Origin of the sequence: Legionella pneumophila subsp. pneumophila str. Philadelphia 1 (genome assembly GCF_000008485.1) — a bacterium.
GTDB classification, from domain to species: Bacteria; Pseudomonadota; Gammaproteobacteria; order Legionellales; family Legionellaceae; genus Legionella; species Legionella pneumophila.
This window is the reverse complement of sequence record NC_002942.5, coordinates 2,763,915-2,777,180: the sequence shown is the minus strand read 5'-3', so window position 1 is coordinate 2,777,180 and position 13,266 is coordinate 2,763,915. Positions and strand designations below refer to the sequence as shown.

Below are 13,266 nucleotides of genomic sequence, written 5' to 3'. Positions count from 1 at the left end.
GAAAGATAATAATCGTTGTTTACTTAAAGTGCCAAAGGCTTTACTTCTCCACCATACTGCATCGCGCGTTTCATTACTTTGCGACCATAAAAATATCGAGCAATGACGTGGGTTACAAATTGATTGACCAGTTGCGGCAAGAAGGGCATAGGGCGCAAGACATCAATGATTAATACGGCACGATAATCATCACTGGTATTTCTTACTTCATGTGGCCAGGAGTCATCAAAAAGTACTGCTTCTCCTTCTTTCCAGGTATAAGTTTGGTTATTAACTAAAATTTGTGGTGGATTGTTTTGGGGAACATGAATTCCTAAATGATATCTTAGATAGCCAATATAGGGGCCTTCATGGAGGGGAATAGATTTTCCAGGTTCTAAAATCGAGAAAAAAGCTTGTATAAGATGGGGTATTCCTTCCAATAAATTACAAAGTTCCGGGCATAATAAACGTGCTTCCTTGAGTTGATAACCAAGAAGATACAGCATAAAAACATTCCAGTTTTTTTCTGTAGTGTTTGATATGGCAGACTCTCCGGGATCTATGTCGTGGTAGCGTGGAAATTCTTTTACATTCGCTTGTACATTTTCGAATTCCCTTTTGATATCGGGAAAATGGCGTGTTATGTGATTTAATTCTGGGAAAGTTTGATCAATATCAAAAAAAACCGGGCGTTGATTATATCCTACATAGCGCCCATAAAAGTGATTCAATTTACTCTTGAAATAATGATAGTCTACCATTGCTTATTCCTTTATTTTATTTGTGATAATAATCAGGTGCCGAATGTTCGACTATCCTTGGGAAAATCAGCTATTTTAAAATGAAGTTTGAAGAAATGGAAGTTTAAAAAATGCTCGTTTCTGTGCCGAGGTATCCTTTCAGGTTTTGGAAATGATTTTTGGCATCCAGCTTATTCCAAGTAAGCATATTCTCAATGGCAGTCATCATATAATATTTATCGCTATGGCTTAAAAAAATACGGATAACAATTTCCTTTTTCTTGCTATTTTTCAGCTATTACGGTTGGGAAGAGATGAGCTTCATCATATAGAAAATGAATATTCTTGAAGCCTGCCAAGGCGAGTTGCTTCTGGGTTTGTTGCGATGAGCGATAACACTGGAATTTTGCATTTAAAATATCGGAAAAAATAATTCTCTGCAATAATAAATCTTCTGGGTTAATTTTATTGAATATCCATTCGCATTGTGAACTCAGGTGAGGGGGAGGAGTTAAAAAACTGGTTACTAACTTCCCGCCTTTTTTTAAGGCTGTATGAAACTGCTGGTATAAATCCAGAACTTTGTTATCGTCTGGTTCATAAATATTTAACCCATTGCTGGAAATGAGATCAAATTCCTCTTGAATATTAAGCTCCCAGGCATTACGACAAACAAGCGTTGTGAATCTGTCCAGGTTTCGTTCTTTTGCCAAGGCATTGGCATCCTCTAATGCTGCCTGGTCATAATCTATACCCATCAGTTGGATGTTGTTGATGCCATTGAAATCAAGATAAAGTAATTCCCCTAACATCCCACAGGGGATAGAAGCAAGGGTTGCGCCATTAACCAGAGCTTTTTGATTTTCCTGCAAAAATAATTCGAAACGCTGTTGGGTTGCTAACATTGTTGGTGCTTTGTCCAACAAGAAACATTCCATGTTTGATAATGGCTCACGACTATTGTTTAATCCCGTCTTTCTTCCAAACCAAGGATGAGTCAACATATAATGAGTCCAATAACCATTGATACCCTGATTTTTTATTAGAAATTGACCAAACCCAAATTGGCTTAATTCTTGAAGAATCTTAAGTTGAGTTTCTACCGTGACATGTGGCTTATCACCCTCGTTTATTATTCTTTCCTTCATTTGCTGCATTACAGTATTCAGAAGAGATGAATCGGTGTTATGAGAAATGATATTTTCTTGTTTTGACATGCAGGCTCTCTGGATAATCTTTATAATTATTAATTGCTATGAGTTTAAGATAAGAAAATGGATTTATTTTATAATTCAAACTCACAGCAATTATACTTAATATTCTTGAAGATACGTAGATTTTTTAACTTATTTCATTTTATGTTCCACTACGGCGCTCGAAAATCAAGGCTTTTCGACTCAAGCTGGCAAAATGTAAACAGCCCTTAAGAAGGGCTATCAAAAGTGCTGTAAATATACCCTGACATTGGGTTTTCCGGATCGGTGAATTCAGGATATAGTTCGGTAACCGTTTCATGTATTTGGTTTATATCGCTTCTGAGCAGGTAGCCTTTATTTTTTTCAAACATTTTTTCTGCTGTAAATGCTCTTACTTCATCTTTATAGCCGACTTGTTTTGACTCTTCTGTTTCCATTTCTTTATCGTAAAGATCTGAATTTAAAAAATGACAGACTTCATGGATTAATGTTTTGGCAATTTCTTCAACGCTTTTTGTCGAACTGATATAAATATGTTGATTATCATAAATAATGCCATCCAGTTCTTTCTCAATTTTACGTACTGCGGAAATTGTAGGGGGGAAAGTATTTGGAAGGATAGTATGATAGTCCTTTCTCATAATTGTTTTCGTTTTCTGGTAATGATTTGGGGTAAGTTGATAGAAAGTACTTAATGTGACTTGATTGGAATTTATCGCATCGAGCACTAATCTTGCAACAAAAGATTGATTTTGTTTTATCAGATTGATTGCATCCTGCAATTTTTGTTCAAAATTGTTTTCATCAAAAGCCTGGTTTTTTTCAAAAAAATTGAATTGAGACATTCCTTTTCTCCTATTATCCAGTATTAATGATTACTTCCATGCAATTTCATAGTAACCTTTCTTCAATTAATGAACAATACTGAGGGTAATTTTTCAAAATGATCAGTTTTATTGCTAAATAATTGTTGTATAATTTTGAAAAATTAATTTGAGAGTAGAAAATGTATATACAAAAATTAAAAGAAATGTTTACTCAAATGGTAATTAAGAAAAACGCCAATCTTATTCCAGAATATTACCACGGGGAGTTTCTGCTCTATACCAATGATATAGTGACAGGCTATGATGAATTTCTAAGCTCGCATCAACAGTATTATGCGACTGAAATTCAATATCAAGTTGAATACGATGAAGAGACCTTCCTTGAGCAAGGTGAAAAAATAGCTGGGCGGGTATTTATTACCACCACTCGACCTAATGAGCCAGTCAAGAGAATCGAAGTCATTTTGATTGCCCAATATAAAGATGAAAAGATTTATCGATTATGGGAGTTAACTTATCCGGATTGGTCCAAGTTACCTGCCTTTTCAAATCAGCTAACCTAGACGATTCTCTTCTCCTCCAAACAGGGGAATATCAGAAAAGTAGTTGGTCAAGATTTCCCCGCTTTACATGGTGTAGCGCCACGCAGGAGCGAGCAAGGCCTTATGGTTTAATCAATATGAGCAAAAAAATGCAAAACATTCCTGCTTGCGTCAGGATTATATTATTGATGACAAATTTACGACTATACTTATAGTATTAATCAATTGATATAAAACATCTTGTCTATGAAAGGAATCATATTCAACGAATTTCTCAATTTTGTAGAAAAAAGTGAATCCTACACCCTGGTAGATCAAATTATTATGGATAGTCATTTGAAGTCCCATGGTGCCTACACGTCTATCGGTACATACTCTCCCAAAGAATTATTTCAATTGGTTAAAGCGCTTGCTATGAAAAATGGCAAACCAACATCAGTGATTTTACAAGAATATGGTGAGTATTTGTTTGAGGTTTTTGCAAAAAAATATCCTCAATTTTTCAGGGAAAAAAAGTCGGTGTTTCAATTTTTGGAAGCGCTTGAAACACATATTCATTTCGAAGTGAAAAAATTGTATGACTATACTGAACTACCCCATTTTGAATGCCAATATCACAGTCAAAATCAAATGGAAATGATTTACACTTCTTCGCGTCCTTTGGCCGATTTTGCGGAAGGTTTAATAAAAGGTTGTATTAAATATCATAAAGAAAACATGACTATTGTTCGTGAAAATCTGCCTGCAAAAACAGGCTTTAAGGTAAGATTTGTATTAACAAAAGGCGATCCTGATGAGTGATTATGAAGTATTGTTACGCCATCTTGATAGAGAGATACGCGCAAGGAAAGAAGCTGAAGAAATAAGTGAAAAAAAAATATCCGAGTTATACCGTTTTGCCCAACGTCTGGAAGAGAGTTTAAAGGCTCAAAAAGAAATAAGTAAAAAATTAAAAGAGAAGACCAAGGCATTAAAGCAGCAAATCGCTAAAACAGAAGAAGAACGGCATGCCAAAAGTACTTTACAAACCATATTGGAAAGCGCAATTGAATATTCAATCATTGCAATCAATTTGAAAGGCGTCATCTTGGTTTGGAATGAAGGGGCCAGACGAAATTACGGCTACGAGGCTCAAGAATTAGTGAACAAAGAGAGCATTGAGATTTTGCATACAGTGGAAGATATCCAGTCAGGTAAAGTACGAAAGTTTTTTCAAACAGTACGTCGGGAAGGAAAGGCGGAAGAAATATTTCAAAGAGTCAGAAAAGACGGGTCCCAGTTCACTGCTTCCGTTACTATGACTATCCGCTATGATTCGCAAGGAAAAAAAGTAGGGTACGTCATTATTTCAAAAGATATTACAGAAATTAAAGAATTTGAAGAAAAGCTGATTAAAAGTAACCAGAATCTTGAAGAGTTTTCATACATTATTTCCCATGACCTAAAAGCGCCGCTAAGGGCAATTATTCAATTGGCAACGTGGATTGAAGAGGATTGCGGAAATAAGTTGGATTCTCTTTCCAGAAAAAATCTTCAATTGCTCAGAGAACGTACCCGTCGTATGAGCGGGATGGTAGATGGCTTATTACAATATGCGCGGGCAGGCAGGGTCAATATGGAGGTAGAATGGGTAGATACTAAGGAGTTAATTCAAGAAATAATAGATATTCTTAACCATGATGAACAATTTACTATTATAGTCCATGAATCCATGCCCCAACTGCCAACGGCCAAATTACTTCTAAGTCAGGTTTTTTCTAATCTGATAGCAAATAGCATGAAACATCATCATTGTAAAACAGGAACAATTGAAATTGGTGTTTTGGATAAAGGCACATTTTATGAGTTTTTTGTGGCAGATGATGGTCCAGGTATTGAGCCGGTGTATTTTGAGAAAATATTCAGAATATTTCAAACCTTAAAATCCAAAGATGAGGCAGAAACTACCGGCATAGGATTAACTATAGTAAAGAAAATTGTAGAATCTCAAAATGGGAAAATTGAGGTGGACTCTGAGTTGGGTAAAGGCGCAAGATTTTCATTTACATGGCCTAAAGTCCCTCATCAATAAAGGTTTAGGTCTATAATTAATTTAGAAATAAAAAAATAAAACATTGTCTCACGGAGAATAGTGATGGACCTCGCAGCTGATAAAGTAGATATCCTGTATTTGGAAGATGATGAGGTTGACATTCAGTCTGTTGAGCGCGTATTCCATAAAATCAGTTCATTAATCAAGATTGAAATAGCTAAAAGTGGGAATCAGGCATTGGATATGCTATATGGTCGAAATAAAGAAAATAAAATTCATCCCAAGTTAATTCTTCTCGACATCAATATACCTAAAATGAACGGTATTGAGTTCTTAAAAGAATTAAGAGACGACTCTTCCTTTACGGATATAGAGGTATTTGTACTTACGGCAGCCTATACCAGCAAGGATAAGCTGGCTTTTGAGTCTTTAAATATTCGAGGCCATTTGATTAAACCACTCGATTATGGCGAGGCTATTAAACTATTTTGGATATTACAATCCATGTAGGCTCGGTAGTATTAAATGGTTTTCCCTGGTTGGCTTAGTGTCATACTGCTTTCAGAAGCTTGTTTTAATGCAGTTTCCAAGGTTTGTTTTAGTTTAGGGTCGGCGTTTGGATGTTGCTTCAAATATTCTTTGGTTAAATTATTTAAATCAGGATCCTGAGGATTTTCTTTAAGGGCTTTGGCTAATTCATTGACTTTTTCAACTCTCATATGTTTTGTAAATTCCTTGTATTCTTTTTTAACGGAGTCCATATCGCTTTCTGTTAATTTATCGAACCCTCCCACTTCTCTGGCTTTTTGGCATAATAGTATTCCCTCTATGTTGGATTTGGAGTTGGCTATTGTGCAATTGTCATTTTTTTGTCCTTTTTGTTTGATATGGTGAATGGGCTCTTTGTTTCCGGCAGCTGCTTTAATTTGAGACATAATTTCATCATGAGACGCGCCATTCGAATGTCCACTTGTCATATTATTGATAAATTCAGGTGTAATTTTGCTGGAATCCTCGATTCGGAAAATATGGGTGCCATGCTCGCTGCTCTTTGCTCCAAGACCACGATTGGTATATACCAGGTAGCCCGATTTCGAACCAGGGCCGTCGGGTACATACGATAATCCCATGGCATGACCTTTACAGCTGACAGGAATTGTGGTGAGTTCGCCTCCTTGAATGCGTCTTGCAAGATCGTTACCTGCTTCCGGATTTCTTTGTGGTGTGCTGAATTTGAATGCCGATGCCTCATTTGAAAACTGGAAGGCATTGGCTATTTCCTGAAAGTTCTTGTTGCCAGGATGAGATTTGGCAAAATGACTGACCGAATCTGTCATCAATTGATAAGTGGGCGCTATATGGCCGAATTGAGAGGGAGTACCATCCACACTGGTTGTTTTTATACCTAAAACCAGACCAAAATTTTTGACAGGGTGCAGTTTTTCCTTTTCGGGTGGGAGTGGAGGAAACCCAAATTCTTTAGCCGCCTTACTGTCAAGAGCAATTTCGAAGACGGCTTTTTCTATCGGACCCGCTTTTGCTCCGTTATCCAGAAAATACTTTGCCGTAGAGAAGTCTTGTTTTTGCAGGGCGTATTGTAAAGGGCTTTGCCCTTCTGAGTTTGTGGCTTGAATTAATGCGCTTTGTGCGCTGTCATAACCACTTTCTTTAGAAATTTTGCTTAATTGTTCTTTAAATAATTCACCTTGGAGTTTTAATGACATTAATTCGATAAGTAAACGAAAAAACATGTCATTATCTGCTTTCGCTTTATTAAGTATTTCCGCTTGCAGGGACATTTTTTTTCGTAGTTCATCAAGTTTGGTTTGTTCCATTGTTGACTCATTCATTTGTTTAAGCATATCCAATGGAGCGCTTAATTTATCCAAACTTTTATCGGTGGTTGAAATTTTTGAGTCAGGCGGAGGAGTCAACATGGAACATCCTGGTTGATTGGTTGAACTATATCATTATTATACATCAGGACTTACAAAACCCCCAATCTCTTTGTTAAAAATTGTTTTTAATTCGGTCATTTAGTTTATCGAAACTCTCTCATTAAACACATTTTTGCCTTGATCTTTGGGGGTGTAAGTTCTGTGCATAACAAAAAAACCGTCTAAAAAACTTGATTTATTTTCATTAATGATGGGGCTGTATATCATACGATGTTAGGGAATCAGTTTTTTCCTGCATTACTTTTCTGTTATCTTTACCACCAAAAATACTATACAAAAAGAGACTCCAGCAGGATCTTGACTGTGAATGAGTGGGGCTATCTATTTCATTGCGTCTGGTATTATCGGGTTTCTCAAGTAAGAGCTCTTCCTCAGGGGAAATTTTTTTTGCTAGTGGTTTTTTGTAATGGTCAATGAACACCTCTTCAGCAAATCCTGTTGATTTAATAACAAAATCAAGCAATTCTTTTGGAGTAGGAGTTTTATATTGAGATATAGTAACATTTAAACCAAGTCCAACGGGGTCGGATTTATTTCTGGGGTCTCTTGAAAACCATTTGACTAATTCACTTTTTTCGTAAAGATTACTAATGCCTTCTGAGGTTGGATAAAACACTGGCTCTTTAGGAAGTTCCATACAAATTGCACAATAAAACCAATCTAAATCAACTACTTCGAGTAGTTTTAATTTTTGCTCTAAAATTTCTAACATCATTTTGGCATCTGGTTCAACCACTTTTAAATCTTTGGGAACGCTGTCCTTATAATAGAGCATTTTATCCGGGTCATTGTGTAGATAAACAATTTTCGTCATAACCTCTCCATAGAATAATACTTTAAATAACGTGAGTTATGGATAAAGATGATATATCAACCAGTCGATACCCAGGGAACACTCAGGCTGAGGAGATGCATAAGCATTGTCTCGAAGCCCTGGCATGAAACATGAAATCCGATACTAGGCTTCGAGATAATGACTGATTTTATCCATAGCTCGCGTTAAATAATATTATTAATGAGTAAACATGATAAAAAGTGTGCTTTATTGTAGCACTAATGTCAATTTAAAATTTGATCGGGCTGATAGATTACTTCCAGGAAACCCGGATTGGTTATTGCGGTTTTATAAGGTTCTTTGCATGGTAATATGGGGAATACCATCCTCCTCATAAACCGAGCCATAACTTTTAAAGTCGAATTCTTCATAGAATTTTTTCAAGTAATTTTGGGCAGAGCATTGAATGCGAATACCAGGGTAATGCATGTCGCAATAAGACAATAATTCACGTATCAGTTTTCTTCCATATCCTTTGGTCCGCGCTGATTTAGCTGTAACAACACGGCCAAATGTGAGATGGTTTTCGATCTCAGTTGGAAGAAACAGGCGCAAATAAGCCACGAGAGAATTTTCTTCCAGGCCCAATAAATGCATGGAAAAAAAATCTCTACCGTCTGGATCAAGGTAGGGGCAGTGCTGTTCTACTACAAAAACACTCGCTCGTAATGCCAGAATGTCATAGAGTTGTTTGCTTGTTAATTCTGAAAACTCACACCATTTAAAATTAAGCATGAAAAACTCCCAATCCGGCTAAAATCTTCGATGCATTATGCTGAAGTTATGACTCTGAAATCAAGTGGAGTAATGATCAGGATTTTGTTAAAGAATGGTTTTAATTAAGTCAATTAGTTTAAATAACACCCATTATTAAAAACATTTTTTGCTTCCAACTGGATGTATTTGGCAAGTTCTGATTATACCAGGGCAAATTTACAGGCGATAGATTGAAGTAAAAATCATTATCGAAATTATCTTTAGTAATTAATGCAAATTCATATATTATTATGAAGATTTTTTTAACAGGGAGTATCTATCGATGTCGTTTAATAATTTCTTAAAAACATTCAATGAATTTTTATTAGAACAATGCGGTACCACTTACCAGGTTGCTGACCATTATTTGAAAGGGAAAGACAAACCCCTCAAATCAGTTTTTTTTGCTCCTTATTCATCTGCCCCTAATTTTTTTTACAGAGCAGGCCATGTGATAACGGCACCGATTAGTTTTTCTATTATAACTTTAGAGCTTGTTTCATCGTCTCTCTATTTGAGCTTAAAGTCTCTCAACAGCCTGGTTTTTTCTGATAAAAAAGCCGCAAAGATTCATATTATTGATAGCGTGGTGCATTTCGCTGTTTCTCTTATTACCGCAATTGGTGTGATTGTTAGCCCCATTATTAATTTGATTGATTTGATTGGAGGAGCAATATCAACTATGAAGGTAAAAAGTGAGCCAGCAGAACAGATGAGACCATCTGTTCTCTAGTTTTCGCCAGATTTGAAATAAATAAGGGTTGCGATTGAACCACCTAATCAGATTTTTGCTATAGTCAGACCGCAACAGGATTCGGTTACTGAATTAAGATGATCGATTCCTGTGGCGGCACTTCGACTTAATAGATACAACGGATTAAAAATAAGCGACATTAAAGTTGAGAGTAATGCAACACAAGCCATACCTGCAGCAACAATAGATCCGGCAGCAGTAGATTTAAATGATGAGACAGTTTGCTCTCTCAATTCGGATCTCGGAACACATACCGCAAAGATCAAAGCAAATGGTGAAAGAACTAATGCCCCTACTAAGTGGATTATCGCTTTCAGCAAAAAACCTGCTGTGTGAACACCAAGCCAAAGAGGTTTTTCAATAGGCCGTACTGCTAATGTGGCGAATGAATCTATGGAATGAATGGGTTCGAAATATTTTCTTTGTGGTATGGGTATAGCATCAGAGTATTTTGCACGAATGTTTTGATAATAACGCCAATCGTCTTCGATATGAGAAAAAAATGATCTTTGAAAAGCCACTGGAAACTCCTTGTTATTGAATCAGCGGATATTAAAAAAATTGGCAGTGTTTGTAAATAATAGGCAAGTTATTCATTTTTCAAATCTTGGGATTTTCTTGTTGGCAGAGACAACAAGAGGTTTTTTCTGGGCTTATTTATGCCCACAGTGTTATTAATTTTGTCTTAAGCAAACTATATTACAATGGCGCCAAAAAAGCTTAAAATGAAAGAGTATAACGAAATTGAAAGACCAATTAGCCAAAATATTCGAAAAATACCCCTTTGTTCATTTAGATAAATCAGGTGAGCTATCAATAATTGTGCCTTTAACAGGCGCGGCCAGTATTTCCGACAATTTTACTGCCGATGAAACCAAGCCAATTTTTCTTTATTTATTTGGCGATAATACGTGCAAATCGGATTTAGAAAGAAGAACTTTTTTTTATGGTAAGCAGAAATCCGGAGGTCGTCACTCTGTAAAACCCTTTACCGAATTGTTCTCAAATTTGATTCATGAATTAAATGGTCTCAAATCGTCTACTGAAATCCGTGTGGATGAGCAACTATTTCTTGAAACAATCATAGCAAATCTCAATGAGTTGAAAGAGCAAGCTCTCGCTTTCAGAAAAGGAAATCCAGGCTTTGAAGACATGAGGAATGATTTTAGTCACAGCGATGAAATCATGGTATCAAAGAGCGAGTTTGTTGTAACGGTGTATCCAGACAGAGTGCGACAATTTGATTTGCCAAACGTAATGAGTCTTATAAACCCCGGTGAATCCCGCTACAAGCAATTACTTGCCCAGTCCGACATTAATCAATGCCTGGAAGCATTGTCTCTTGTGCAAAAGCCTGCTGCAGAGGGTAACTTGGACCTGATTGCTGATGCGCTGGGAAAACTGGATGCAGACCCCATCGATTACTTATGCAAAAAAGATAATAAAGATCCTCAAGCTTTATTTAAAGCGGTTTATGAAATTCTGCAAAAACAGGATACTTCTTTAGAAAATCAACAATCAGCTGTTTTCGAAGTCATGGAAGGCAATTTGGTCGCTGCCTTTGGAGACAACGAAGACTTTAGTACCTGGCAAAAGGAAGAGATAGTCGATGCCATTAAATCAATATTTAAACAAGCAAATTTGCTGAGTGAACAATCAGGAACCAAGCAAAAAACATTTGCAGATGTCTACAATCAGGCTTTTGATAAATATAACGAAAGCACTAATGATGATTCTGAATCAGGATGTAAACGCAGGAACACTTATCAGCTGTTTATTTTACAAACGTTTCTCTATTTGTGTTCTTTGCAGTTGCGTTTAAAAAACAAAGAAAAGGCAAAAAAATTCCTGGGTTTGTTTGAAGACAGGGGTACGTTGAATAATTTGGTATTACAATTATGTAACGATGAAAAAGCGTTTATGAGAATGATGGCCGATGAATTTGGGCTGACTTCTGCAGAATACGCGTCTATTGCTGAATCAACTTATGGCATCGTCTTGGCTCATATTGATGCTGAACATTTTGATGAACTAAGAATAGCATGCAGTGCTCAATTGCTCCAGGATTCCAATTATATCGTAATGGGAGGGCGTCTTTGTTGGAGCACCAGTTCTATTAATGAAGAGGGAAATATACGAAGTTTGGAGCAGCAAAAGAAAATTTCATCTGAAAATTTTGAAATTTTTTATAATCAAAGACAATCTTATATTGATAAATCAAGAGAGTTTCAACAGATAAAAGTTCTGCTAGATAAAGAAGTGAATGACGAAGGGATAGCTGAAGCTGTGGCGTCAAAAGTTCGCTACCTGACGAAATATCAAAAGTCACAAATCTTAAGTGAAGTGATTCAAAAAAAGAAATACGAACATGCAAAACTTTTAATTGAAAACTATGCCAATCTTGTTTTCCCATCCGTGTTTATTTCAGTGATAAAGAGTAGACCGGTTCATATTGATTTGATTCGAGCGTTTCTCAACGCAGACTCTCGTCATGCGTTGAATATTGACGGGAATGATTTAATTCAGGCAGCAAAAAAAGGAGATTTTGAGCTGGTTAAAATCATTATAGAACATAGACCAGATTTATTGGAATCCAAAGACTCTTTCCAACAAACTCCGTTGCTTTGGGCTTGTGTCAATGGCTATGTGGATATCGTGGAATATTTAATGGATTCAGGTGCTGATATTCATGTCAGAACAAAAGTGTCTGGGAGTCATCGATATAAAATTGGAGAAACCCCAACTGGGGGACGAACCGCACTTGATTGGGCGCGATGCTATGATAAAACCGATCCTGTAAAGGCATCAAAGATAATTGCCTTATTTGATACTTATTATCAGCGCATGGAAGACCATTTTAAAGCCAACAGTGCTTATAAAGACCAATTCAACAAGGCTCATTTAACCCAGGCGATAAATAATGGGGATTTAAAATTAATCGCATTGTTTTTAAAGTATTGTCCACACCTCGAAAAATTTTTTACTCAAGAAGATCAACTACGTGCAAAACAACGACATAATCAACAGATGTTGCGTTCTCAAATTATGCCGTATCAAAATTCATTCAATAAATTATTAGATGAATTACAAAGAAAAGCAGAATTACTGAATAAAAAATATGGTACTCTTCACGAAGCAACCAATGTCATGCAAGCACTAATTAATGACTTATCCACAGTAGGAAATGATTTTTTTATGGATGATATTACGCCTCAATCTTTTCAAAAATTTGAAAGGAAGTGTAAACAGGTTCTTGAGGAGGCCAGCCCAGTTTTATCAACGCATCGTGGTTGGCATGGCTATCCTGATTTTGTCAGAAGATTTATAGGAGTTATTGCAACCTTGGCAGTTATTCCTGCATTGGTTGTACACTTTTCATCAGCAAAGGGATATGTAGGAGTTTTCTTTTCTGGCAAAGAAAATATAAAAACAGACTCTTCTGAAAAAATGGGTGAATTTGCGAATAACCTGGAAACCCTAAAAACAGAAATATCCAATAAACTGGCTTAGCTGGATAGTTTAACCGCTGAAACCAAGTGTTTCTTTCTATTCTGTTTGGGCTGTGGGCAAAGGGTTCTATGGAACCCTTGATTTTTGTTTTAATAAAACACTTTATTTTCAAACTTAAACCAGATACGATGTAA

The 13,266-nt window shown here is 36.3% G+C and carries 13 protein-coding genes; 6 read left to right on the top strand and 7 right to left on the bottom strand.

Features of this window, described 5'->3' with window-relative positions; genetic code table 11:
• Positions 1–23 precede the first annotated feature (23 nt).
• From LPG_RS12415 to LPG_RS12405, 3 genes are all read right to left on the bottom strand, one after another.
• Complete coding sequence (locus LPG_RS12415) at positions 24–743, bottom strand: aspartyl/asparaginyl beta-hydroxylase domain-containing protein (protein ID WP_010948165.1); 720 nt, start codon at positions 741–743, stop codon at positions 24–26.
• A gap of 263 nt (positions 744–1,006) precedes the next feature.
• The gene (locus LPG_RS12410; RefSeq protein ID WP_010948164.1) at positions 1,007–1,939 is read right to left on the bottom strand and encodes an SAM-dependent methyltransferase; all 933 of its coding nucleotides are present in this window, start codon (positions 1,937–1,939) and stop codon (positions 1,007–1,009) included.
• Positions 1,940–2,145: 206 nt separating this feature from the next.
• Entirely contained in the window at positions 2,146–2,784 is a 639-nt protein-coding gene (locus LPG_RS12405) for a lpg2461 family Dot/Icm T4SS effector (protein WP_010948163.1), read from the bottom strand.
• Positions 2,785–2,924: 140 nt separating this feature from the next.
• On the opposite strand from LPG_RS12405, the gene LPG_RS12400 reads away from it, so the two are divergent.
• The 4 genes from LPG_RS12400 to LPG_RS12385 all read left to right on the top strand — a co-directional run bounded on the left by LPG_RS12400 (position 2,925) and on the right by LPG_RS12385 (position 5,829).
• Entirely contained in the window at positions 2,925–3,308 is a 384-nt protein-coding gene (locus tag LPG_RS12400) for a hypothetical protein (RefSeq protein WP_010948162.1), read from the top strand.
• Positions 3,309–3,533: 225 nt separating this feature from the next.
• The gene (locus LPG_RS12395) at positions 3,534–4,088 is read left to right on the top strand and encodes a heme NO-binding domain-containing protein (RefSeq protein WP_015444070.1); all 555 of its coding nucleotides are present in this window, start codon (positions 3,534–3,536) and stop codon (positions 4,086–4,088) included.
• Complete coding sequence (locus tag LPG_RS12390) at positions 4,081–5,358, top strand: sensor histidine kinase (RefSeq protein WP_015444071.1); 1,278 nt, start codon at positions 4,081–4,083, stop codon at positions 5,356–5,358. Before LPG_RS12395 ends, LPG_RS12390 begins: the two co-directional genes overlap by 8 nt.
• Before the next feature lie 63 nt (positions 5,359–5,421).
• Positions 5,422–5,829: a response regulator gene (locus LPG_RS12385; RefSeq protein ID WP_015444072.1), complete on the top strand. Its 408-nt coding sequence runs from the start codon at positions 5,422–5,424 to the stop codon at positions 5,827–5,829.
• A gap of 11 nt (positions 5,830–5,840) precedes the next feature.
• On the opposite strand, the gene ankD is transcribed toward LPG_RS12385, so the two are convergent.
• The 3 genes from ankD to LPG_RS12370 all read right to left on the bottom strand — a co-directional run bounded on the left by ankD (position 5,841) and on the right by LPG_RS12370 (position 8,847).
• Positions 5,841–7,256 (bottom strand): Dot/Icm T4SS effector AnkD/LegA15, encoded by a 1,416-nt coding sequence (ankD, locus tag LPG_RS12380; RefSeq protein WP_010948158.1) that lies wholly within the window; start codon positions 7,254–7,256, stop codon positions 5,841–5,843.
• Positions 7,257–7,461: 205 nt separating this feature from the next.
• Positions 7,462–8,091: a hypothetical protein gene (locus LPG_RS12375; RefSeq protein WP_010948157.1), complete on the bottom strand. Its 630-nt coding sequence runs from the start codon at positions 8,089–8,091 to the stop codon at positions 7,462–7,464.
• A gap of 309 nt (positions 8,092–8,400) precedes the next feature.
• Complete coding sequence (locus tag LPG_RS12370; protein WP_010948156.1) at positions 8,401–8,847, bottom strand: GNAT family N-acetyltransferase; 447 nt, start codon at positions 8,845–8,847, stop codon at positions 8,401–8,403.
• 304 nt (positions 8,848–9,151) lie between these two features.
• Between LPG_RS12370 and LPG_RS12365 the strand changes: the two genes are divergently transcribed.
• The gene (locus LPG_RS12365; protein WP_010948155.1) at positions 9,152–9,601 is read left to right on the top strand and encodes a hypothetical protein; all 450 of its coding nucleotides are present in this window, start codon (positions 9,152–9,154) and stop codon (positions 9,599–9,601) included.
• 47 nt (positions 9,602–9,648) lie between these two features.
• Here LPG_RS12365 and LPG_RS12360 read toward each other — a convergent pair whose 3' ends face one another.
• Positions 9,649–10,143, bottom strand: a complete 495-nt coding sequence (locus LPG_RS12360) for a hypothetical protein (protein ID WP_014327007.1) — start codon at positions 10,141–10,143, stop codon at positions 9,649–9,651.
• 223 nt (positions 10,144–10,366) lie between these two features.
• Here LPG_RS12360 and ankF point away from each other — a divergent pair, with 223 nt between their 5' ends.
• Positions 10,367–13,132, top strand: coding sequence for a Dot/Icm T4SS effector AnkF/LegA14/Ceg31 (ankF, locus tag LPG_RS12355; protein WP_010948154.1), 2,766 nt, complete (start codon positions 10,367–10,369; stop codon positions 13,130–13,132).
• Positions 13,133–13,266 lie beyond the last annotated feature (134 nt).